General features: G+C 44.6%; 25 protein-coding genes and 1 other annotated feature. All 25 genes read left to right on the top strand.

From position 1 onward, the window contains the following. Window positions 1–85: 85 nt before the first annotated feature. The 25 genes from sigH to rpsC all read left to right on the top strand — a co-directional run bounded on the left by sigH (window position 86) and on the right by rpsC (window position 23,873). Entirely contained in the window at window positions 86–730 is a 645-nt protein-coding gene (sigH, locus tag NST58_RS29895) for an RNA polymerase sporulation sigma factor SigH (RefSeq protein WP_036680496.1), read from the top strand. Between the two features lie 391 nt (window positions 731–1,121). Next, complete coding sequence (gene rpmG / locus NST58_RS29890; RefSeq protein WP_076099620.1) at window positions 1,122–1,271, top strand: 50S ribosomal protein L33; 150 nt, start codon at window positions 1,122–1,124, stop codon at window positions 1,269–1,271. Window positions 1,272–1,291: 20 nt separating this feature from the next. After that, entirely contained in the window at window positions 1,292–1,483 is a 192-nt protein-coding gene (gene secE, locus NST58_RS29885) for a preprotein translocase subunit SecE (protein ID WP_036680497.1), read from the top strand. A gap of 21 nt (window positions 1,484–1,504) precedes the next feature. Then, window positions 1,505–2,038 (top strand): transcription termination/antitermination protein NusG, encoded by a 534-nt coding sequence (gene nusG / locus NST58_RS29880; protein WP_036680499.1) that lies wholly within the window; start codon window positions 1,505–1,507, stop codon window positions 2,036–2,038. A 74-nt stretch (window positions 2,039–2,112) separates the two neighbouring features. Further along, window positions 2,113–2,538 (top strand): 50S ribosomal protein L11, encoded by a 426-nt coding sequence (rplK, locus tag NST58_RS29875; RefSeq protein ID WP_036680502.1) that lies wholly within the window; start codon window positions 2,113–2,115, stop codon window positions 2,536–2,538. Between the two features lie 82 nt (window positions 2,539–2,620). Then, window positions 2,621–3,313 (top strand): 50S ribosomal protein L1, encoded by a 693-nt coding sequence (gene rplA / locus NST58_RS29870; protein WP_036680504.1) that lies wholly within the window; start codon window positions 2,621–2,623, stop codon window positions 3,311–3,313. A 67-nt stretch (window positions 3,314–3,380) separates the two neighbouring features. Next, window positions 3,381–3,533 (top strand) — a sequence feature (ribosomal protein L10 leader region). A gap of 64 nt (window positions 3,534–3,597) precedes the next feature. Continuing rightward, on the top strand, window positions 3,598–4,101 hold the full coding sequence (gene rplJ, locus NST58_RS29865) for a 50S ribosomal protein L10 (protein ID WP_076099619.1): 504 nt from the start codon (window positions 3,598–3,600) through the stop codon (window positions 4,099–4,101). A 65-nt stretch (window positions 4,102–4,166) separates the two neighbouring features. Continuing rightward, window positions 4,167–4,526: a 50S ribosomal protein L7/L12 gene (gene rplL / locus NST58_RS29860; RefSeq protein ID WP_036680508.1), complete on the top strand. Its 360-nt coding sequence runs from the start codon at window positions 4,167–4,169 to the stop codon at window positions 4,524–4,526. 111 nt (window positions 4,527–4,637) lie between these two features. Next, window positions 4,638–5,237, top strand: a complete 600-nt coding sequence (locus NST58_RS29855; protein ID WP_076186625.1) for a class I SAM-dependent methyltransferase — start codon at window positions 4,638–4,640, stop codon at window positions 5,235–5,237. Window positions 5,238–5,659: 422 nt separating this feature from the next. Continuing rightward, window positions 5,660–9,205 carry a DNA-directed RNA polymerase subunit beta gene (gene rpoB, locus NST58_RS29850; RefSeq protein WP_038573461.1) on the top strand — a complete coding sequence of 1,182 codons (3,546 nt, stop codon included), beginning with the start codon at window positions 5,660–5,662 and terminating at the stop codon, window positions 9,203–9,205. Between the two features lie 116 nt (window positions 9,206–9,321). Further along, window positions 9,322–12,933, top strand: coding sequence for a DNA-directed RNA polymerase subunit beta' (gene rpoC, locus NST58_RS29845; RefSeq protein ID WP_076130019.1), 3,612 nt, complete (start codon window positions 9,322–9,324; stop codon window positions 12,931–12,933). A 180-nt stretch (window positions 12,934–13,113) separates the two neighbouring features. Further along, a complete protein-coding gene (locus NST58_RS29840; RefSeq protein WP_038573459.1) occupies window positions 13,114–13,365 on the top strand; it encodes a ribosomal L7Ae/L30e/S12e/Gadd45 family protein in 252 nt (83 codons plus the stop codon). A gap of 133 nt (window positions 13,366–13,498) precedes the next feature. Next, entirely contained in the window at window positions 13,499–13,918 is a 420-nt protein-coding gene (rpsL, locus tag NST58_RS29835; protein WP_036680518.1) for a 30S ribosomal protein S12, read from the top strand. 45 nt (window positions 13,919–13,963) lie between these two features. Then, complete coding sequence (gene rpsG, locus NST58_RS29830; protein ID WP_036680520.1) at window positions 13,964–14,434, top strand: 30S ribosomal protein S7; 471 nt, start codon at window positions 13,964–13,966, stop codon at window positions 14,432–14,434. Window positions 14,435–14,481: 47 nt separating this feature from the next. Continuing rightward, window positions 14,482–16,560: an elongation factor G gene (gene fusA, locus NST58_RS29825; RefSeq protein WP_036680521.1), complete on the top strand. Its 2,079-nt coding sequence runs from the start codon at window positions 14,482–14,484 to the stop codon at window positions 16,558–16,560. Window positions 16,561–16,669: 109 nt separating this feature from the next. Continuing rightward, window positions 16,670–17,860 (top strand): elongation factor Tu, encoded by a 1,191-nt coding sequence (gene tuf / locus NST58_RS29820; RefSeq protein WP_036680523.1) that lies wholly within the window; start codon window positions 16,670–16,672, stop codon window positions 17,858–17,860. A gap of 261 nt (window positions 17,861–18,121) precedes the next feature. After that, window positions 18,122–19,471, top strand: coding sequence for a globin-coupled sensor protein (locus NST58_RS29815; RefSeq protein WP_076130018.1), 1,350 nt, complete (start codon window positions 18,122–18,124; stop codon window positions 19,469–19,471). A 225-nt stretch (window positions 19,472–19,696) separates the two neighbouring features. Then, the gene (gene rpsJ, locus NST58_RS29810; RefSeq protein WP_017692074.1) at window positions 19,697–20,005 is read left to right on the top strand and encodes a 30S ribosomal protein S10; all 309 of its coding nucleotides are present in this window, start codon (window positions 19,697–19,699) and stop codon (window positions 20,003–20,005) included. A gap of 42 nt (window positions 20,006–20,047) precedes the next feature. Beyond that, a complete protein-coding gene (gene rplC, locus NST58_RS29805; RefSeq protein WP_036680532.1) occupies window positions 20,048–20,671 on the top strand; it encodes a 50S ribosomal protein L3 in 624 nt (207 codons plus the stop codon). 25 nt (window positions 20,672–20,696) lie between these two features. After that, a complete protein-coding gene (gene rplD, locus NST58_RS29800) occupies window positions 20,697–21,320 on the top strand; it encodes a 50S ribosomal protein L4 (protein ID WP_312149940.1) in 624 nt (207 codons plus the stop codon). Further along, window positions 21,320–21,613 carry a 50S ribosomal protein L23 gene (rplW, locus tag NST58_RS29795; protein WP_036680537.1) on the top strand — a complete coding sequence of 98 codons (294 nt, stop codon included), beginning with the start codon at window positions 21,320–21,322 and terminating at the stop codon, window positions 21,611–21,613. Before rplD ends, rplW begins: the two co-directional genes overlap by 1 nt. Window positions 21,614–21,642: 29 nt before the next feature. Beyond that, window positions 21,643–22,473, top strand: coding sequence for a 50S ribosomal protein L2 (gene rplB, locus NST58_RS29790; RefSeq protein WP_036680541.1), 831 nt, complete (start codon window positions 21,643–21,645; stop codon window positions 22,471–22,473). Between the two features lie 76 nt (window positions 22,474–22,549). Continuing rightward, the gene (gene rpsS / locus NST58_RS29785; RefSeq protein WP_036652940.1) at window positions 22,550–22,828 is read left to right on the top strand and encodes a 30S ribosomal protein S19; all 279 of its coding nucleotides are present in this window, start codon (window positions 22,550–22,552) and stop codon (window positions 22,826–22,828) included. Window positions 22,829–22,861: 33 nt separating this feature from the next. After that, a complete protein-coding gene (gene rplV / locus NST58_RS29780; RefSeq protein ID WP_036680546.1) occupies window positions 22,862–23,194 on the top strand; it encodes a 50S ribosomal protein L22 in 333 nt (110 codons plus the stop codon). Between the two features lie 13 nt (window positions 23,195–23,207). Further along, window positions 23,208–23,873 (top strand): 30S ribosomal protein S3, encoded by a 666-nt coding sequence (rpsC, locus tag NST58_RS29775; RefSeq protein WP_038573452.1) that lies wholly within the window; start codon window positions 23,208–23,210, stop codon window positions 23,871–23,873. Window positions 23,874–23,875 lie beyond the last annotated feature (2 nt).

The raw sequence follows: 23,875 nt of genomic DNA, 5'->3' as shown, positions 1-23,875 counted from the left end.
GACGGTGGAAGGTAACATAATATATACTGATCCTATATTTCGCGAAGTAACGATGTGTCTTGCGTTGCAGCCGGGGGGATTCTTGGTGAGTGTCGACCTCAAGGAAATAATGCTGTCTGAGTATGATTTCATAAGTGATGAAGATATTGTCGAGGCTTTCCGTGGTGGCGACAGTGGCGCATTAGAACACTTGATTAATAAATACCGTAACTTTGTACGTGCTAAAGCCCGCTCTTATTTCTTGATCGGGGCAGACCGTGAAGATATTGTACAAGAAGGAATGATTGGTCTATACAAGGCTATTCGTGACTTTAAAGGTGACAAGCTCTCTTCATTCAAGGCTTTTGCTGAGCTCTGCATTACACGACAGATTATAACGGCTATTAAGACGGCCACTCGTCAGAAACATATTCCGCTGAACTCTTATGTTTCCTTGGACAAGCCCATTTATGACGAAGATTCTGATAGAACACTTATGGATGTCATTTGTGGAACACAGGTTCTAGATCCAGAAGAGCTAATTATTAATCAAGAAGAATTCATTGGTCTTGAAGATAAGATGGCGGAGATTCTAAGTGACTTGGAGCGCAAGGTTCTGATGTTGTATTTAGACGGAAGATCCTATCAAGAGATTGCTGAAGATCTTAAGCGGCATGTAAAGTCTATTGATAACGCTCTACAACGAGTAAAAAGGAAATTAGAAAGATATCTAGAAGTACGTGACAATTGATGATATAATGAACAAGAGAGGGCTCGGACATCGAGTTCTTTTTTTTAGTCTTTTTGAAATCACTCGGATAGAATTAGGTGCTTGCACCATAAATTACTATTTGAGCCGATTTTAGTCGTTGCCGTTGAAGGTAGGTTTATACACAGACGGAATACCCCATAATGGTAAGGAAGACAGCGAAGTGTGAGGAAGAGATAGACCCAAAGACAGGGTACGGCCATATGACTACTAAACCCGGAATTACCCAGTGCAGAACGGAATTCTTTCGTTGACACAGACCTTGACATTATGCTAAAGTGTTTTAGGTAGGCCTAAATTCGCGGCTTTTTTTTAGGATCAATATTTGCGTCTTCTAATGTGAATTAGAAGGACGTCTCGGGAGGTGCACATCATGCGGGTAATTATCACTTTGGCTTGTACAAGTTGCAAACAAAGAAACTATGCGACTACCAAAAACAAGCGAAATCACCCCGACCGCATGGAGATGAAGAAATTTTGCAAGTATTGTAACTCGCAAACTCCTCATCGCGAAACCAGATAGTCTGTGGAGGTGTAGTCGGCATGAAACGTAGTTTCAAGTCTATGTTTTCCTTTTTCACTGAGAGCTGGAGTGAACTCAAAAAGGTTCGCTGGCCAAGTCGTAAAGAATTGACCAACTATACATTGATCGTTCTCGGTACGATTGTAGTTGTCGCTATTTACTTCTGGGTTCTGGACATCGGTATTTCCGCTGTGATTGAAGCGATTATTTAGAGAGGTCCCAGGTGGCTTGATATGGAAAAAAGATGGTATGTCGTTCATACCTATTCTGGGTATGAGAATAAGGTCAAAGCCAATTTGGAAAAGCGTGTTGAGTCCATGGGCATGGAAGACAAAATATTCCGCGTTCTTGTTCCTATGGAAGAAGAAATCGTAAACAAAGACGGTAAGAAAAAAACCGTTATGCGTAAAGTTTACCCCGGATATGTTTTGGTGGAAATGGTTCAGACTGATGATTCCTGGTATGTTGTCCGCAATACTCCGGGCGTTACTGGATTTGTTGGTTCGACAGGCTCAGGGTCTAAACCAACAGCTTTGCTTCCGGAAGAGGTAGAACAAATTCTGAAGCATATGGGCATGGTTGAACCTAAAGCGAAGATTGATTTCGAAATCAAGGAATCCGTACGTATTATGGTTGGTCCGTTTGCGAATTTTGTGGGCTCCGTGGAAGAGATTTTGGCTGACAAGAGCAAGATCAAAGTGCATGTTAACATGTTTGGACGGGAAACCCCGCTAGAGTTGGATTTCACTCAAGTGGAGAAAATATAACATAAGCTAGGGTTTCTTGTGGGAGAGCGCTATTGGCGTTCGAAGACCACTATTTTTGCAAGGAGGTGTCACTCATGGCTAAAAAAGTTATTAAAATGGTGAAACTGCAGATTCCTGCAGGGAAAGCGAATCCAGCGCCTCCAGTAGGTCCGGCGTTAGGTCAAGCAGGTGTCAACATCATGGCATTCTGTAAGGAATTTAATGCTCGTACTGCCGACCAGGCTGGCTTGATCATTCCGGTTGAAATTACAGTATTTGAAGACCGTTCCTTTACTTTCATCACTAAAACTCCTCCGGCTGCTGTTCTGCTTCGCATCGCTGCTAAAGTAGAAAAAGGATCCGGCGAACCAAACAAGAAAAAAGTAGCAAAAATCGGCCGCGCTGCGGTACGTGAAATTGCTGAAACAAAAATGCCTGACCTTAACGCTGCAACTGTTGAAGCTGCAATGCGTATGGTTGAAGGTACTGCCCGCAGTATGGGTATCACAATCGAAGACTAGTAGTTTTCGAAGAATCGGTCATTCGTGACCCGCAAGTATGTGGGAGGAATTTCCGCTAACACCACAAAGGAGGAACATTTTCATGGCTAAACATGGTAAGAAATACCAAGAAGCTGCTAAGCTGATCAACAGCGAAGCAACTTACGAGCCTTCAGAAGCTGTAGAGCTTGTGAAAAAGGCAGCGACTGCTAAGTTCGACGAAACCGTTGAAGCAGCAGTTCGTCTGGGTGTAGACCCGCGTAAACAAGACCAAGCAGTTCGTGGTGTTGTTGTCCTGCCTCACGGCACTGGTAAAACACAACGCGTGCTTGTATTTGCAAAAGGTGAAAAAGCGAAAGAGGCTGAAGCTGCTGGCGCTGATTTTGTTGGTGATCAAGACATGATCAACAAAATTCAACAAGGCTGGTTTGAATTTGATGTCTGCGTAGCTACACCTGATATGATGAGTGAAGTCGGTAAACTGGGTCGTCTGCTTGGTGGTAAAGGTCTTATGCCTAACCCTAAAGCTGGCACAGTTACATTCGATGTTTCCAAGGCTGTGCAAGAAATCAAAGCCGGTAAAATCGAATACCGTCTCGACAAAGCAGGTCAAATTCACGCGCCAATCGGCAAAGTGTCCTTTGATGCTGCACAATTGAACGATAACCTTAAAGCTCTTATCGACGCTTTGAACCGTGCGAAACCAGCTGCTGCTAAAGGTGTATACCTTAAAGGCATCTCGATTTCTTCCACAATGGGACCTAGCGCTCGTGTGAACACAACCGTCTTCAGATAATTAAGGGTTGACTCTTTGAGTCAATTTTGATAATCTATAACAGTTGTGAAACTTAAGGTATCAATCTTAACCTTGAATATGCTTACCGTAGACAGTAGGTGCCTTAGTGCTTAATTTCCTACCGAGGTGTTGTGATAGAAACAAGAAGTAACGAGCTCGCTCGTATAACTTTCGTTTTATCAAGCCTTCGTGATTCTGCGGAGGCTTTTCTACTGCCTGCGTAGGAGCGGTGAAGCTTTCCTTGGAAAGAACGCCGACACATAAATTTTCAGGAGGTGTATACATTGGCAAATGCAAAAGTAATTCAAGCAAAACAAGACGCGGTTGACGTCGTTACTGCAAAACTGCAAAACAGTCTTTCGACTGTTGTAGCTGACTACCGTGGATTGAACGTTTCCCAAGTGACTGAACTGCGTAAGCAACTTCGTGAAGCTGGCGTTGAGTTTCAAGTCCTGAAGAACACATTGCTGCGTCGCGCAACTGCTGCGGCTGAGTTGAGTGAATTGGATGAAGTTTTGACTGGTCCAACAGCTATCGCATTCAGCACAACTGATGCAGTAGCACCAGCTAAAATTTTGAACGATTTCGCCAAGAAAAACGACGCTTTGAAATTGAAAGGCGGCGTAGTTGAAGGTCGTGTCATTGACGCGGAACAACTGAAAGCACTGGCTGAGCTTCCATCCCGCGATGGTTTGCTGTCCATGCTGCTTAGCGTACTTCAAGCTCCAATGCGCAACTTCGCGCTTGCAGTTAAAGCTGTTGCTGAAAAAGAAGAACAAAGCGCGTAAGCCTTTGACTCTTGCAGCATAATCAATACCACAAATAAATTTAAATATAAAATGGAGGTTCAATCATGAGTAAAGAAGCAATCTTGGAAGCAATTAAAGGCATGAGCGTATTGGAACTGAACGACCTGGTTAAAGCAATTGAAGAAGAATTCGGCGTAACTGCAGCAGCTCCAGTAGCAGCTGGCGGTGCAGTAGCAGCAGTAGCTGAAGAGCAATCCGAATTTGACGTAATTTTGACAGGCGCTGGCGCTTCCAAAATCAACGTTATCAAAATCGTTCGCGAAATCACTGGTCTTGGCTTGAAAGAAGCTAAAGATCTTGTAGACAACGCACCAAAAGCAATCAAAGAAAAAGTAAGCAAAGACGAAGCCGAAGCTACTAAAGCAAAATTGGAAGAAGCAGGCGCAGCTGTAGAAGTGAAGTAATTCCTTCTATTACTGAAAACCCCTTGAACTTGTTCAAGGGGTTTGTTTTATAAATAGAGTTAGTAGGGCGTATATACCAACTGCTAACATAATAGGAAAGGGAGGAAAGAGATGTCGCAACATTATTATTCGCAGCAGCCGGAAGTACGTCATGACAGACGTAGCATTGATACCGTACTAAGAGGCAAAAGCTTTCGTTTTACGAGCGATGCCGGTGTATTCTCTAAAGGGGACATCGATTACGGTAGCCGAGTTCTTATTGAAGCTATGATAATTCCGGACGGTTCAGCGGTGCTTGATGTAGGTTGTGGTTATGGGCCGATTGGATTAAGTGCAGCATACCTAGCTCCCAAAGGACATGTAACCATGATTGATATTAACAGTCGTGCGGTAGAACTGGCGCGTGAGAATGCTCAGCACAATGGAATCCGGAATGTTACGATAATGGAAAGCGATGTACTCGGCGCATTGAATGAGCAGCAGAAGTTCGATGTGATTCTAACTAATCCTCCGATTCGTGCAGGAAAAGCTGTAGTGCATAAGATTTTTGAAGATGCGTATGAACATTTAAATGAGGGTGGCTATCTGTGGATTGTGATTCAGAAGAAGCAGGGCGCTCCATCCGCAGTGGCAAAACTAGAAAGCTTGTTCTCAATGGTGGAAGAAGTGGGGAAAGACAAAGGCTATCGTATTATTAAAGCGCAAAAATAAAATACAATAGGTTATTGACATGTGATAGTGATAATGGTATTATTATAAAATGTCAGTATTAAGATAGGCTCCATGTCTTTAGTTTGCTGAAATGTCAAGCAATATATTGTCGCCCGGCTAGCGCATGCCGCACGGCAAGTTTTTGCGAGTTGGTTGTCTATGCTCTAACGCAGCGAATGCTGCGTGGTAATAGATAATAGCGCATAAACTATTGCTTGGTGACGTATAATATGTACGTTTTGGGCAAATCTACTTGATAAGGAGTATTTTGGTCATGGATAAATGCGCTCTTTTTTCGAAGATTTCGATAAGGGCTTTTCTTTTATTTATGACTGAATCCTTGTAGTATGGTTCCATTATACGGTTCCAAACAAGGGTTCGCAATCAATTTTTAAGTGAGTAGACATGAGGGGTGAGTAAAGTTGGCAGGACATCTTGTTCAGTATGGTCGACGCACTCGGCGGAGCTATGCGAGAATTAACGAGGTACTCGAGGTCCCGAACCTGATCGAGATCCAACAAAAATCTTATGATTGGTTTTTGGAGGAAGGATTGCGGGAAATGTTTCAGGACATCTCGCCGATCCAGGATTTCACAGGTAATTTGGTACTAGAGTTCATTGATTACAGCCTGGGTGAACCGAAATATACGGTTGACGACGCTAAAGAGCGGGACGTAACGTATGCGGCTCCTCTGCGTGTAAAGGTGCGGCTCATTAATAAAGAGACCGGTGAGGTTAAAGAGCAGGAAGTGTTCATGGGAGATTTCCCGCTGATGACGGAGACCGGCACTTTTATTATTAATGGTGCGGAACGGGTTATTGTCAGCCAGTTGGTTCGCTCTCCAAGCGTCTATTTCAGCACAAAAGTGGATAAGAACGGCAAAAAAACCTACACCGCCACAGTAATCCCGAACCGCGGAGCCTGGTTGGAACTTGAAACCGATGCTAAGGACATTATGTATGTTCGTATCGATCGGACTCGTAAAATTCCTGTTACCGTACTTTTGCGTGCTCTCGGTTTCGGTAGTGATGCCGAAATTCTGGAATTGCTTGGCAATGATGAATATATTCGCAATACGCTGGATAAAGACAACACGGACTCCACGGAGAAGGCGCTTATTGAAATTTATGAGCGTTTGCGTCCGGGCGAACCGCCGACACTAGACAATGCCAAAAGTTTGCTGGTTGCGCGTTTCTTTGATCCAAAACGCTACGACCTAGCTAATGTAGGCCGTTACAAAATCAATAAAAAGCTACACATTAAGAACCGTCTTTTCAATCAACGTCTTGCTCAGCCTTTGGTTGACGACTCTACTGGAGAAATCCTGGCAGAATCCGGCCAAATGGTCGATCGTAGACTGCTTGATGAATTGATTCCATATTTCGAAAAGAATGTTGCCTTTAAAAACTACCGTGTTACTGGTGGAGTTATGGACAGCGAAGATATTCCTCTTCAAACAATTGACGTATTCTCGCCAATTGAAGAAGGCCGGGTTATTAAGCTGATCGCTAACGGCAATATCGACAAATCTGTTAAGCATATTACTCAAGCTGATATTATATCCTCAATCAGCTACTTTATTAATTTGCTTCACGGAATTGGCAATACCGATGATATTGACCACTTGGGTAACCGTCGTCTGCGTTCTGTAGGTGAACTCTTGCAGAATCAGTTCCGTATCGGTTTGTCCCGGATGGAACGTGTTGTACGTGAAAGAATGTCGATTCAGGATGCTAATGCGATTACGCCTCAGGCTCTGATCAATATTCGTCCGGTCATCGCGTCTATTAAAGAGTTCTTCGGTAGCTCCCAGCTGTCTCAATTTATGGATCAGACGAACCCGCTTGCGGAACTTACCCATAAACGTCGTCTGTCCGCCCTCGGACCTGGTGGTTTGACACGTGAACGCGCGGGCTTTGAAGTTCGTGACGTCCATCACAGTCACTACGGTCGGATGTGTCCAATTGAAACGCCGGAAGGTCCAAACATCGGGTTGATCAACTCCTTGTCTACCTTTGCCCGCATCAATGAATACGGCTTTATTGAAGCTCCGTATCGTTGGGTGGATCCGAAGACTGGTAAGGTGACTGAGCAAATTGACTATCTGACTGCTGATGAGGAAGATAATTATGTAGTTGCTCAGGCTAACGTGTTGATCGAAGAAGATGGCACCTTTAAAGAAGACATGGTAATCGTTCGTTACAACAAAGACTCAGACAACATTACAACGATGCCAAGTAATCGTGTCGATTACATGGACGTTTCGCCTAAACAGGTTGTATCTGTCGCTACGGCGCTCATTCCGTTCCTTGAGAACGATGACTCCAACCGCGCACTGATGGGATCTAACATGCAACGTCAAGCTGTTCCGCTTCTAATTCCAAAAGCTCCGCTGGTGGGAACAGGAATGGAACATAAATCCGCTAAGGATTCTGGCGTATGTATCGTTTCCAAGTATGACGGTATTATCGAACGTTCTTCAGCTAATGAAATTTGGCTGCGTCGCGTTGAGACTGTCGAAGGCAAGGAAGTTAAAGGCGATATCGTTAAATATAAATTACACAAATTTATGCGTTCTAACCAAGGTACCTGTATTAACCAACGTCCTCTAGCTAAAAGAGGGGACATTGTTAAGAAGGGTGATATCCTGGCAGACGGTCCTTCCACAGAAATGGGCGAACTTGCTCTTGGCCGTAACGTAGTCGTTGCGTTCATGACTTGGGAAGGTTACAACTACGAGGATGCGATCCTGTTGAGTGAAAAGCTGGTTAAGGAAGATGTATATACTTCGATTCATATCGAAGAATACGAATCTGAAGCTCGCGACACTAAATTGGGACCTGAAGAAATTACGCGCGATATTCCGAACGTCGGCGAAGAAGCTCTGCGCAATCTTGATGAGCGCGGAATCATCCGCATCGGTGCGGAAATCAGCGCTGGTGACATTCTGGTGGGTAAGGTTACTCCTAAGGGTGTAACTGAACTGACAGCAGAAGAACGTCTCCTGCACGCTATCTTTGGGGAGAAAGCTCGTGAAGTACGGGATACCTCTTTACGCGTTCCTCATGGTAGTGATGGTATTATCGTGGACGTTAAAGTCTTTACACGTGAGAACGGCGATGAGCTGCCTCCTGGTGTGAATCAATTGGTTCGTGTCTACATCGCTCAGAAACGTAAGATCTCTGAGGGTGACAAGATGGCCGGACGTCACGGTAACAAGGGTGTCGTTGCCCGTATCCTGCCAGAAGAAGATATGCCGTTCCTTCCGGACGGTACGCCAGTACAGGTTGTTCTTAACCCTCTCGGCGTTCCTTCTCGTATGAACATCGGACAGGTGCTCGAGGTCCATATTGGTATGGCTGCATTGCGTCTGGGAATTCACATTGCAACGCCGGTATTTGACGGAGCGCGTGAGTACGACGTGTTTGATACGATGGAAGAAGCAGGTATGCAGCGTAATGGTAAAACTGTACTGTATGATGGCCGTACAGGTGAACGCTTCGAACGTGAAGTTACTGTTGGTGTCATGCACATGATCAAACTGGCGCACATGGTTGATGATAAGATTCACGCCCGTTCAACAGGACCTTACTCACTAGTTACGCAGCAACCATTGGGTGGTAAAGCTCAATTTGGTGGACAGCGTTTCGGGGAGATGGAAGTGTGGGCGCTTGAAGCTTACGGTGCTGCATATACATTGCAAGAAATTTTGACCGTGAAATCCGATGACGTGGTTGGTCGCGTGAAGACGTACGAATCTATTGTCAAAGGTGAAAATGTACCGGAACCAGGTGTTCCTGAGTCGTTCAAGGTATTGATCAAAGAACTGCAGTCCCTGGGTATGGATGTTAAGATTCTTAGCGGTGACGAGCAGGAAATTGAAATGAGAGAATTGGACGATGAGGACGAGACGTCAGGCGACAAACTAAGCCTCAATTTAGAAGGTTCAGAAGTCGGAGTAGAATAATCAAGCTGGAGCTTAAAAGTTCCATTTTATAAAGGACCGCACGCCCTCTTTTGATGTAACAGTCAGAAGAGGGCAAAGCGGTACTAAATCAGGATTAGGTTAAGGAGGGTTGCTCCTTGTTGGACGTTAACAATTTTGAATTTATGAAAATCGGACTCGCTTCTCCGGAGAAGATTCGTTCATGGTCCCGCGGAGAAGTTAAGAAACCGGAAACCATTAACTATCGTACGTTGAAACCGGAAAAAGAGGGTCTTTTCTGTGAGCGTATCTTTGGACCACAAAAAGACTGGGAATGTCATTGCGGTAAATACAAACGTGTCCGTTATAAGGGCGTAGTCTGCGACCGTTGTGGCGTTGAGGTTACCCGTGCTAAAGTTCGTCGTGAACGTATGGGTCACATTGAATTGGCTGCTCCGGTATCTCATATCTGGTATTTCAAAGGTATCCCAAGCCGCATGGGGCTTGCACTAGATATGTCTCCAAGATCACTTGAAGAAATTATCTATTTCGCATCTTATGTTGTAACGGATCCAGGTGAAACTCCACTGGAAAAGAAACAACTTCTGTCCGAGAAAGAATATCGTAGCTACCGTGAAAAATACGGTTACGGTTTCCAAGCCGGCATGGGTGCTGAAGCTGTTAAAAAGCTTCTTCAAGATATCGACATTGATAAAGAGCTGGAATTCCTCAAAGAAGAACTGCGTACGGCCCAAGGCCAACGCCGTAACCGGGCGATCAAACGTCTGGAAGTCATTGAAGCATTCCGTAACTCCGGCAACAAGCCTGATTGGATGATCATGGATGTTCTTCCGGTTATTCCTCCGGAGCTTCGTCCGATGGTTCAATTGGATGGTGGCCGTTTTGCTACGTCCGACTTGAATGATCTCTATCGCCGTGTTATTAACCGGAACAACCGTCTGAAAAGACTGCTTGATCTCGGTGCTCCTGACATTATCGTGCAGAACGAAAAACGGATGCTCCAGGAAGCTGTCGATGCTCTCATCGATAACGGCCGTCGGGGACGTCCGGTAACCGGTCCTGGTAACCGTCCGCTTAAATCGCTCAGCCATATGCTGAAAGGTAAACAAGGACGTTTCCGCCAGAACTTGCTCGGTAAACGGGTTGACTACTCTGGACGTTCCGTTATCGTAGTAGGACCGTACCTCAAGATGTATCAGTGCGGACTTCCTAAGAAAATGGCGTTAGAATTGTTCAAGCCTTTTGTTATGAAAGAATTGGTTAATAAGGGCCTTGCCCACAACATAAAGAGCGCGAAACGTAAAGTTGAACGCGTAAGTCCTGAAGTTTGGGATGTACTCGAAGAAGTAATTAGAGAACACCCAGTACTTCTAAACCGCGCACCAACACTTCACCGTCTCGGTATTCAAGCATTTGAACCGATCTTGGTGGAAGGTCACGCTATTCGTCTTCACCCACTCGTATGTACGGCGTACAATGCCGACTTTGACGGTGACCAAATGGCTGTGCACGTTCCTCTGTCTGCAGAAGCTCAAGCGGAAGCACGCATTCTCATGCTTGCATCTGGTAATATCTTGAACCCTAAAGACGGTAAGCCAGTTGTAACACCTTCCCAGGATATGGTCCTTGGTACTTTCTACTTGACCATGGATAACAAGGAAGAAAAGGGTAGTGGTATGATTCTGCGTACCGTTAACGAAGCTGTATCAGCTTACCAACGCGGAACTGCAGGGCTTCATGCTCGTGTTGCTATTCCGGCTAAAGCACTTGGCAAAACATGCTTTACGGAAGAACAACAAAATGCAATGTTGATTACTACGGTCGGTAAGATCATTTTTAATGAAATCTACCCAAGTAGTTTCCCTTATATCAACGAAGCAACCAAAACTAACTTGCTGCACGGCACACCTGAGAAATACTTTATCTACGAAAAAGGCGCGAACATTCGCGAGCTGATTGAATCCGCTCCAGAAGCCAGTGCTGTAGGTAAAGAATATCTGGGTCTGATTATTGCTCGTTGTTTTGAAACTTATCACACAACCAAAACTTCTATGATTTTGGATAAAATCAAACAACTCGGATTCACTTACTCCACACGTTCTGGTGTTACAGTTGCCGTGTCGGACGTTATTGTTCCTGAGGAAAAAGTAACCATCCTGAAAGAATCTGAAGCTAAGGTTGATGTGGTTGCTAACCAATATCGCCGTGGTTTGATCACCAATGACGAACGGTATGACCGTGTTATTGAGATCTGGTCGAAGACTAAGGATGATCTTACGAACATCCTGCTTAAGTCGATGGACCGTTTCAACTCTATCATGCTCATGGTTGACTCTAAAGCGCGTGGTAACAAATCGCAGATCACTCAGCTGGGTGGTATGCGTGGTCTGATGGCAACACCTTCAGGTCGGATTTTTGAATTGCCAATCAAGGCGAACTTCCGTGAAGGTCTTACCGTCTTGGAGTACTTTATCTCCACTCACGGAGCGCGTAAAGGTCTTGCCGATACCGCACTTCGTACCGCTGACTCAGGGTATCTGACTCGTCGTCTTGTTGACGTTGCCCAGGACGTTATTGTCCGTGAAGAAGATTGTGGAACCGATAAAGGCTTCACAGTTAGTCGTATTCAGGATGGTAAAGAAGTTATCGAAGATCTGTATGACCGTATTGAAGGTCGTTACTGCTTCGAAACTGTTCGTCACCCAGAAACAGGCGAAATCATTGTTCACCGCAATGATTTGATTGACTCCGATAAAGCGGAGGCAATTGTAAACGCAGGTGTAACTAAGCTGCAAATTCGTTCTGTACTGAGCTGCCGTGCCCGTCATGGTGTTTGTAAGAAATGTTACGGACGTAACTTGGCAACTGGTAAACACGTTGAGATTGGTGAAGCAGTTGGTATTATTGCCGCACAATCTATCGGTGAACCAGGAACCCAGCTTACAATGCGTACGTTCCATACCGGCGGTGTTGCCGGTGATGACATCACTCAAGGTTTGCCGCGTATTCAGGAGTTGTTTGAAGCTCGTAACCCTAAAGGTCAAGCTACAATCAGTGAGATCGATGGCGTAATCAAGGAAATCCGTGAAACCAAAGACCGTCGCGAAATCGAGGTTCAAGGTGAAGCAGAATCCAAGACTTATTCCATTACTTATGGTTCACGTCTACGTGTTAGCGAAGGCCAAGAAATCGAAGCCGGCGATGAGCTGACAGACGGTTCGATTGACCCTAAAGAAATGCTGCGTATCAAAGGGATCCGTGGGGTACAAAACTACATTCTACAAGAAGTACAGCGTGTATACCGTAACCAAGGCGTTGAGATCAATGATAAGCACATTGAAGTTATGATCAAGCAAATGCTTCGGAAGATCCGTATCATTGACGCAGGTGACACAAGTCTGTTGCCAGGTGCATTTGCGGATATTCATGAGTACGAAGGTGCTAACAAGGAAGCTATCTTGTCTGGTAAAGAGCCTGCTGTTGCTAAACCAGTCTTGCTCGGTATTACTAAGGCGTCTCTTGAAACGGATTCCTTCTTGTCAGCTGCATCATTCCAAGAAACTACTCGTGTCCTAACAGACGCTGCTATCAAAGGTAAAGTAGATAAGTTGCTTGGACTTAAAGAAAATGTTATTATCGGTAAGTTGATTCCTGCAGGTACTGGGATGAACCGTTACCGTAACGTTAAGCTAAGTGATCCAAATGCAGAAAGCGAACTTGAATCTTTAGAGACGGTTCCTGCTGAATAAATTAGCAATCATGGTAGTGTGCTCATGTCATACCTACTCATAGGTGTGGCATGAGTGTTCTGCTGTGTATAATTTCTATAAAAATTGTTGCTGAATTTCTTGACACCATCTATTGATAATGCTAAAATGTCTAAGGTGCGTGAGTAGCCATGTTATCCTTGTTCATTGGAGGTAAAGAGAATGACTGATGATAGAGGACTACAGGATGCTCAGGTCAAGATCGGTACCAAACAAACCGTCAAGGCGGTAGAGTTGGGCCTAGCCGCAGAAGTCTATGTGGCAGAGGACGGAGATCAAAGGCTTACTTCCAGGATAGTTTTGCTTTGTAACAAACAAGGTGTTAAGATCACATATGTGGATACGATGCTGAATTTGGGCAAGGCCTGCGGAATAGAAGTTGGCGCTGCGATGGCAGCCGTCTTAAAACAATAGCTACAGAAATGTTTTTGTACTGGGGTGAACACCAGCGGCAAGAACTTTTCATTTGTCTTTTTATGAACCGCCTGGGTCTGTGGGCTTAGAGTTCTTAAATCGACTATCATTTCAGGAAGGGGGTGGCAACAACATGCCAACAATTAACCAATTGGTTCGTAAAGGCCGTCAAGCCAAAATCGAAAAATCTAAATCTCCCGCTCTTCAAAAAGGGTATAACGCCCTCAAGCGTGAGGCTACAAATTTGAGCGCTCCGCAAAAACGCGGTGTGTGCACTCGTGTAGGCACAATGACTCCACGTAAACCAAACTCAGCGCTTCGTAAATATGCCCGTGTTCGTTTGACGAACCGTCTCGAGGTAACAGCTTATATCCCGGGTATCGGACATAACTTACAAGAGCACAGTGTTGTATTACTTCGCGGAGGTAAAGTAAAGGACCTTGCAGGGGTTCGTTACCATATCGTTCGTGGTGCTTTGGATACAGCAGGTGTAGCTAACCGGATGCAAGCTCGTTCTAAATACGGTGCAAAACGTCCTAAAGCTAAGAAGTAAGATAACAATATCTGAATAATAAACATTTAAGAAAGGGGGATATCCATGCCACGCAAAGGTCCAGTTACAAAGAGAGACGTATTGCCAGATCCGTTGTATAATAGCAAGTTGGTTACTCGTTTGATTAACCGCATTATGCTGGGTGGTAAAAGAGGTGTCGCTCAAAGCATTCTGTACAATTCATTCAAATTGATTGAAGAACGTACGGGTAAAGATCCGATGGAAGTTTTCGAAGCTGCCATCAAGAATATCATGCCGGTTTTGGAAGTCAAAGCTCGTCGTGTCGGTGGTGCTAACTATCAAGTACCTATCGAGGTTAAACCAGAGAGACGTACTGCTCTGGGATTACGTTGGCTCGTAAACTACTCTCGCAACCGCGGTGAGAAGACTATGGAAGAGCGTTTGGCGGCTGAGATCATCGACGCTTCCAACAACACAGGCGCTTCTGTTAAGAAACGTGAAGATACACACAAAATGGCTGAAGCAAACAAAGCGTTCGCTCACTACCGTTGGTAGGATAAAGGTCATTCAAATAACTTATATTTTGAAGGGAGATCCATTTCATGGCTAGAGAGTTCTCCTTAAAAAATACACGTAACATCGGGATCATGGCGCATATTGATGCTGGTAAAACAACTACCACAGAGCGGATTCTTTTCTATACAGGCCGTACGCACAAAATCGGTGAAGTTCACGAGGGTGCTGCTACAATGGACTGGATGGAGCAAGAACAAGAGCGCGGAATCACGATTACGTCCGCTGCTACGACTGCTGCGTGGAAAGGTCACCGCATCAATATCATTGATACCCCAGGACACGTTGACTTCACTGTTGAAGTTGAACGTTCCCTGCGTGTATTGGATGGGGCAGTTGGTGTATTTAGTGCAAAAGAGGGCGTTGAGCCTCAGTCTGAAACCGTATGGAGACAGGCTGACCGTTATAACGTTCCCCGGATTGCATATGTAAACAAAATGGACATTATCGGTGCGGATTTCCTTAACGTAATCGAAACTATGCGTGATCGCCTTCAAGCCAATGCAGTTGCTATTCAATTGCCAATTGGTGCAGAAAGTGATTTCACTGGTATTATCGACCTAGTTGAGCAAAAAGCACACATGTTCAGAGATGATCTGGGCCAAAACATCGAAGTAACGGATATTCCGGAAGAATATTTGGCCAAAGTTGAGGAGCTGCGTCTCGAGTTGATCGAGAAAGTTGCTGAACTTGATGAGGATCTGACTATGAAGTATTTGGAAGGCGAAGAAATTACAATTCCGGAAATTAAAGCTGCAATTCGCAAAGGCGTAGTTGAAGTTAAATTGTTCCCTGTAATTGCTGGATCTTCCTACCGAAACAAAGGGATTCAACTTATGCTGGATGCTGTTGTTGATTACTTGCCATCTCCTCTTGACGTTCCAGCTATTACTGGACATCTTGATGACGGTACAGAAGCTGTTCGTCACTCTTCGGATGAAGAGCCGTTTGCAGCTTTGGCATTTAAAATCATGACAGACCCTTATGTTGGTAAACTTACGTTCTTCCGTGTTTACTCAGGCGTACTTGAGTCCGGATCATACGTAGTTAATGCTACTAAGAACAAGCGTGAACGTATTGGTCGTATCCTTCAAATGCATGCGAACAGCCGTCAAGAAATTTCCATCGTGTATTCTGGCGACATCGCAGCTGCTGTTGGTTTGAAAGATACCAGTACAGGTGATACACTGTGTGATGAGAAGAATCCAGTAATTCTGGAATCAATGAACTTCCCTGATCCAGTTATCGAGATCGCTGTTGAACCAAAAACTAAAGCTGACCAAGATAAAATGGGCGTTGCTCTCGGAAAGTTGACTGAAGAGGATCCAACTCTTCGTGCTCACACTGATGAAGAAACAGGCCAAACAATCCTGGCTGGTATGGGTGAACTTCACTTGGACATCATCATCGACCGTATGCGTCGTGAGTTCAAAGTAGAAACCAATGTGGGTAAACCACAGGTAGCTTACCGCGAAACGTTCAAGGCACCTGCTCGCGTCGAAGGTAAATTTGTACGCCAATCTGGTGGTCGTGGTCAATACGGTCACGTATGGGTTGAATTTGAACCCCTCGAACCAGGTACTGGTAGCAAATTCGAAAGTAAAGTTGTTGGTGGCTCGGTTCCTAGAGAGTACATCGCTCCTGCACTTGCGGGTATTGAAGAACAAATGAAAAACGGCGTACTTGCTGGCTTCCCGCTAGTAGACGTTAAAGCTACCATCGTAGATGGTTCTTATCATGATGTCGATTCCAACGAAATGGCATTTAAAATTGCCGGTTCGATGGCACTCAAAGCAGCTAAAGACAAGTGTAAGCCTGTCCTGCTTGAGCCAATCATGAAAGTAGAAGTAACTGTTCCTGAGGAATATATGGGTGATGTAATGGGTATGCTGAACTCCCGCCGTGGCCGTATCGAAGGTATGGATTCCCGTGGTGGAGCGCAAATTATCCGTGCTAAGGTGCCTCTTTCCGAAATGTTCGGATACTCTACAACACTTCGTTCTGGTACACAAGGACGTGGCGTATTCTCAATGGAGCTTTCTCACTATGAAGAAGTTCCTAAATCCATTGCGGAAGAGATCGCTGCAAAGAACAAAGGCGCTGAATAATTACCAGTTTTAACTTGCCGTCCCGGGTATAAACACTCAGTCATCTAAGATTACAGGTATGCGGGCGGCTCAAATATAAGGAACCCCACATTAAGGAGGAACTGTTCAAATGGCAAAGGCAAAGTTTGAACGTAACAAACCGCACGTTAACATCGGTACTATTGGTCACGTCGACCATGGTAAAACGACTCTGACTGCTGCAATCACTACTGTATTGTCCAAAACTTACGGTGGCGCAGCTATCGCATTCGATCAAATCGACAAAGCTCCTGAAGAGCGCGAACGTGGTATCACAATCTCCACTTCCCACGTTGAATATGAAACTCCTAACCGTCACTACGCTCACGTAGACTGCCCTGGTCACGCCGACTATGTTAAAAACATGATCACTGGCGCAGCGCAAATGGACGGAGCTATCCTGGTTGTATCCGCAGCTGATGGCCCAATGCCACAAACTCGCGAGCACATCCTGTTGTCCCGTCAAGTAGGCGTTCCTTACATCGTTGTCTTCTTGAACAAATGCGACATGGTTGAAGACGAAGAGTTGTTGGAATTGGTTGAAATGGAAGTTCGCGACTTGCTTAGCGAGTATGACTTCCCAGGCGACGATACTCCAATCATCCGTGGTTCTGCTCGTGAAGCTCTGCAAAACCCAGATGGCGATTACGCTAAAAAAATCATCGAAATGTTTGAAACAATCGATGAGTACATTCCACTTCCTGAGCGTCAAACTGACAAGCCTTTCTTGATGCCTGTCGAAGACGTATTCTCCATCACTGGCCGCGGTACTGTGGCAACTGGTCGCGTAGAACGCGGAACAGTTAAAGTCGGAGAAGAAATCGAAATCGTTGGTATTCACGAAGATACTAAGAAATCCGTAGTTACGGGCGTAGAAATGTTCCGTAAATTGCTGGATTCCGCTCAAGCTGGGGACAACATCGGAGCATTGCTTCGTGGTGTTGACCGTAACATGATCGAGCGTGGTCAAGTATTGGCTAAGCCAAACTCCGTTAAACCACACACTGAGTTCACTGCTCAAATTTACGTTCTGACAAAAGAAGAAGGTGGCCGTCACAAGCCTTTCTTCACTGGATACCGTCCACAGTTCTACTTCCGTACAACTGACGTAACTGGTATCATCAACTTGCCAGAAGGTACTGAAATGGTTATGCCTGGTGATAACATCTCCGTAACCGTACAACTGATCTCCCCAATCGCTATTGAAGAAGGTACTAAATTCTCCATTCGCGAAGGTGGCCGTACAGTTGGTGCTGGTAGCGTAGCTTCTATCCAAAAATAATAATTCGACTTCTATCTGCGGGTAGATTCCGAATTACAAACACCCCTGATTCTTCTTGCGGAGAATCAGGGGCTTTTTTGTTTTTTTTCTGAGAATAATGTATTATTCGACATCAATTGATAATAAAGCATAACAATATGATCTTTTTCTACATAATTCGTCAAATTACAACAATCAATTGTTTACAATTATACTAATGATAGAGTAAAATGAAGGAGGAATAATAATGTAAAATAATAGGAATTGTGGGAGAGTGGTAATATGGGGAAATGTCCTTTTTCCTTCATGCATGCGTTAACTGCACGTAATAATAATGTGGATTCTCCTGCCTCTCATTCCTTAGACTTCAAGGATCAGAATCATTCTGTGGCAGAGTCTTTTCATAAGCTGGATGGACATGGTGAGCTTAACGAGCAGATGAGAATGATTGATCTAACTGAAGCAGATTTGAACTTACTACGCAGGGTGAAACCTGTTGTTGAGCAAAATATAGACTATATCATTGATCAATTTTACAATTCGGTATTAGGCGTAAATAAACTTGAAGCTATTATTTTAGAGCATAGCAGTATAGACAGGTTAAAAACTACTCTTCGTGGGCATATTCTAGAGATTTTTAATGGAAAGGTTGATGATGAGTACATAGCAAAGCGTCTAATGATCGCTAATATTCATAAAAAAGTTGGGCTTGAGCCCAAATGGTACTTATCTGCTTTTCAGAATCTTCAGAACGTATTTATACGCGTTATATATAATGAAACAAACGATGATAATACACGCCTTCGAGTGGTTCAGACCGTGACCAAACTCCTTAACCTTGAGCAGCAGCTGGTTCTAGAAGAATATGAGAAGGAGAACATAAAAGAGAAGGAAGAGCAATATCTATTGGTGAAAAATGAATTAAAACAAAAAATTTCAGAGTTTAGCGTTGAATTGATAGATTATAGCATCGATACTAATGCTGCTGTAAAGCAGCTAGTGGCAAGCAGCAATGAAGTAAGTAGAACATTCCAACGTACGGCTGCATCCGCCCTGGAGTCACAGGGATTAGCTACAGATGGGCATGAACACTTGGGTGATTTGACTGAGCAAATTAATCTTATATATCAGACCACCAGTGAGATGGAAGACTCGATCATTGAGTTAAGCGATTCCTCTAAGCAAATTCAAAAAATTGTGAACTCAGTAAGGGAAATTGCCGATCAGACTAAAATCCTCTCACTTAATGCAACGATTGAAGCCGCTAGAGCCGGTGAGCATGGTAGAGGTTTTAGTGTGGTTGCTCAAGAAGTTAGCCGGCTTGCAGAGGATACTAAGAGTACTGTAATTCAGATCGTAGAGCTAACAAATAAATCAGGTCTACTCACTCAGCAGGTTGTAGAAGAGATTCGTAAGGTGCAGGAGTTAACTAAGAATGGGAAGCACCAATCGGTCGAGACTAGTCTTTTGTTCTCTGATATTGTAGACGCTATGCGTAGCAGTACACAGGAGATTGTAATAGTGGAAGAAGAAATAAGAACCTTAATCCAAACCATTGAGGGGATCGGAACAGCAACGGCTCAGACTGCTTCCTCCGCAGAGTTTTTTAAGTCTGCCACAGAGAATCTTTAACATATATATAGTAGAAGAACAGCGCATGAAAAAAATATGCGTTGTTTTTCTATTTTCGCTTGCAATACTGCTGCCTATTATATATAATAATAAATGTTGTTCTGAGACGTTGCGATGATGTGAGAGGTTACTGACACACCCGGCCCCTTTGCCATGGGGACGAGGTCAGAAAATTTTCACGGAGTATGTCCGATACCAAATTGGGCGATAGAAGGAGGGACTAAAATGGCAAAGCAAAAAATTCGTATTCGCTTGAAAGCATACGACCACAGAATTCTTGATCAATCCGCTGAGAAGATTGTTGAAACAGCAAAACGTTCGGGTGCAGGTGTGTCCGGGCCGATTCCGTTACCAACTGAGAAGCAAATCATTACTATTCTCCGTGCGGTACACAAGTACAAGGATTCCCGTGAACAGTTTGAACAACGGACTCACAAACGTTTGATCGATATTGTGAACCCAACACCACAAACTGTGGATGCCTTGATGCGCTTGGATCTACCGTCCGGTGTAGATATCGAAATCAAATTGTAATTCTATTTTAAGTAATTTAGGAAAAGAAAAGAGGTGTCAACATTGAAAGGTATCTTAGGAAAAAAACTCGGTATGACTCAAGTGTTTACTCCAGAAGGTAACGTAATTCCTGTTACTGTTATCGAAGCAGGCCCTTGTGTAGTACTGCAAAAGAAAGACCTGAATATCGACGGATATGAAGCAGTGCAATTGGGCTTTTCTGATAAAAAAGAAAAACGCTCCAATAAGCCTGAACAGGGTCACGCCAAAAAGGCAAATGCAACACCTAAGCGCTACGTTCGTGAAATTCGCGGTGTTGATCTCGGGTCTCTCGAGGTTGGACAAGAGCTGAAGGCTGATATCTTTGCTGAGGGCGAATTTGTTGACGTAACTGGTACATCTAAAGGTAAAGGTTTCCAAGGTAACATCAAACGTTGGGGACAAAGCCGCGGACCAATGGCACACGGATCGCGTTACCACAGAAGACCGGGTTCCATGGGTTCTATCCAAGCTAACCGTGTTCCTAAGGGCAAACGCCTTCCAGGACATATGGGTCACACGACTATTACGGTTCAAAAGCTTGAAATTATCAAGGTTGATGTTGAACGTAACGTATTGCTGGTTAAAGGCGCTATCCCAGGTCCTAAAAACAGCTTCGTGAAAGTTAAACAAACCGTTAAGAAATAATTATTGAAGAAAGGAGGAACATGAAATGCCAAAAGTAACACTTTTTAATATTAGTGGCAACGAAGTTGGTGAAGTGGAACTGAGCGATTCAGTATTCGGTATTGAACCGAATGAGCACGTTCTACATGAAGCTGCGCTTATGCAAAGAGCTTCCCTACGTCGTGGTACACACAAAGTAAAAGGACGTTCTGAAGTTCGTGGCGGTGGACGTAAACCTTGGAAACAAAAAGGTACAGGTCGCGCTCGTCAAGGCTCCATTCGTTCTCCACAATGGAAAGGCGGCGGCGTTGTCTTCGGACCAACACCACGTAGCTATTCCTGGAAACTGCCTAAGAAGGTTCGTCGTTTGGCGATCAAATCCGCTTTGTCCTCGAAAGTACTCGAGAATGACATTATCGTATTGGATAGCTTGACAATGAATGCTCCGAAGACGAAAGAATTCGCAGCAATCTTGAACAACCTGAAAGTAGATCGTAAAGCGTTGATCGTAGCTACTAGCTATGATGATAACGTAGCACTTTCCGCTCGTAACATCCCTGGGGTGAAATTCGTAGCGGCTGACGGCATTAATGTTCTTGACGTACTGACGTACGACAAACTGATCATCACTAAAGAAGCAGTTCTGAAGGTAGAGGAGGTGTTCGCGTAATGAAAGATCCTCGTGATATTATCAAACGTCCGGTGATTACGGAACGTACTTCCGACTACATGAGCGAAATGAAATACGCTTTTGAAGTGGATATCCGTGCTAACAAAACCGAAATCAAAAAAGCTGTCGAGGCTATTTTCAAAGTAAAAGTAACTAATGTGAACACAATGCGCGTACCTGGCAAACTGAAACGTTATGGTAAATATTCTGGTTACACTCCAGAATGGAAAAAAGCCATCGTTAAGCTTAGCCCGGACAGCAAACCGCTTGAATTTTTTGAAGCGGTAGAATAATACTCTGTTGAAGTAAGGAGGGAACTACAGTGCCAATCAAAAAGTACAAACCGACCTCTCCGGCAAGACGCGCTATGTCCGTGTCTACGTTTGAAGAAATTACAACAAACCAGCCAGAGAAATCGTTGCTTTCTCCGCTGTTCAAACATGCGGGACGCAACAACCAAGGTAAAATTACGGTTCGTCACCATGGCGGCGGACATAAACGTAAATACCGTATTATCGACTTCAAGCGGACTAAAGACGGCATACCAGGTAGCGTTGCTACAATCGAGTATGACCCGAACCGCACATCTAATATTGCTTTGATCCACTATGCTGATGGAGAGAAACGTTATATCATCGCTCCTAAAGGACTAAGAGTTGGGGATAAAGTAGAGTCCGGTCCTGCGGCCGACATCAAAATTGGTAACAGTCTTCCACTGGAGAACATTCCAGTAGGTACAGTTATCCACAACATTGAGTTGAAACCAGGTAAAGGCGGACAATTGGTTCGTGCAGCTGGTACAGAAGCTCAATTGCTTGGTAAAGAAGAAAAATACTGTTCCGTTCGTTTGTCATCCGGTGAGGTTCGTAAGATCCTTAGCGTATGCCGTGCTACTATCGGTTCCGTAGGTAACGAAGATCACGAATTGATCAAAATCGGTAAAGCTGGACGTAGTCGCTGGCTCGGCCGTCGTCCTGAAGTTCGCGGGGTAGTAATGAACCCTAACGATCACCCACACGGTGGTGGTGAAGGTCGCGCTCCAATCGGACGTAAATCGCCAATGTCTCCATGGGGCAAACCAACCCTTGGTTACAAAACGCGTAAGAAAAACAAGGCATCTGATAAATATATCGTTCGCCGCCGCACTAAATAAGACGCTTCTGGCAAGTTAATAAAGCGCGAAGCGTCGATTCGCGGTTTGAAGAACCGGATGAAGGGAGGATTCACACATGGGTCGCAGTTTAAAGAAGGGGCCGTTTATCGATGGCTACCTGCTTAAAAAAGTTGAGGAACTGAACGAGGCTGAGAAAAAGGTTGTAGTTAAAACTTGGTCCCGTCGCTCAACCATTTTCCCTCAGTTTATCGGACATACGTTTGGTGTATATGACGGCCGTAAACACGTGCCTGTATACGTAACAGAAGATATGGTAGGTCACAAGTTGGGCGAGTTCGCGCCAACACGTACTTACAAAGGCCACGCGGGTGACGATAAGAAAACAAGAAGATAATAATAAGGTCTCTGTTTGAAAGGAGGTTAAACAATGGAAGCAAAAGCACATGCAAGATCGGTGCGAATTTCCGCTCGTAAAGCGAAACTGGTTGTTGACTTGATTCGCGGTAAGCAAGTGGGGGAAGCAATTGCTATTCTTCGCCACACTCCGAAATCCGCTTCTCCGGTCGTTGAAAAGTTGCTTAATTCGGCAATTGCGAATGCTGAGCATAACTATTCTTTGGACGTGAACAGTTTGTTCGTTAGCGAGGTTTTCGTTAACCAAGGACCTACTATGAAACGTTTCCGTCCGCGCGCCATGGGCCGCGCAAGTCGGATCAATAAACGCACGAGCCACATTACACTGGTGGTATCTGAGAAATAAGGAGGGATAACACGTGGGTCAAAAGGTAAATCCAATCGGACTCCGAATCGGTATTATTCGCGATTGGGAATCTAAATGGTATGCAGGAAAAGATTTCGGTACTCTTCTGATGGAAGACGTCAAAATCCGGGAATACCTTAAAGGCAAATTGAAGGATTCCGCTGTTTCCCATATCGAGATCGAAAGAGCGGCTAGCCGCGTGAACGTTACAATTCATACAGCTAAACCAGGTATGGTTATTGGTAAAGGCGGAGCAGAAGTAGAAGTACTTCGCAGCGCAGTTACAGCAATCGCTGGTGGCAAAAAAGTACACATCAACATCAATGAAATCAAGCACCCTGAATTGGATGCAATTCTTGTAGCTGAGAGCATTGCTCAACAATTGGAACGTCGTGTATCGTTCCGTCGTGCCCTCAAACAAGCGATTCAAAGAACTATGCGTTCTGGCGCAAAAGGGATTAAAACTCAAGTGGGCGGACGTCTTGGCGGAGCTGAGATTGCTCGTTCAGAAGGTTATAGCGAAGGAACAGTTCCACTTCATACGCTTCGTGCCGATATCGATTACGGAACGGCTGAAGCACATACAACTTACGGTCTTATCGGCGTAAAAGTATGGATTTACCGTGGAGAAGTTCTTCCCCCAGCTAAGAAACAAGCTGCTCAGGAAGGAGGCAACTAATC

The sequence above is a fragment of the Paenibacillus sp. FSL R10-2796 genome (assembly GCF_037965315.1).
GTDB classification, from domain to species: Bacteria; Bacillota; Bacilli; order Paenibacillales; family Paenibacillaceae; genus Paenibacillus_AQ; species Paenibacillus_AQ odorifer.
Note: the sequence above shows the minus strand (reverse complement) of the source record. Positions and strands in the feature narration are given on the sequence as shown.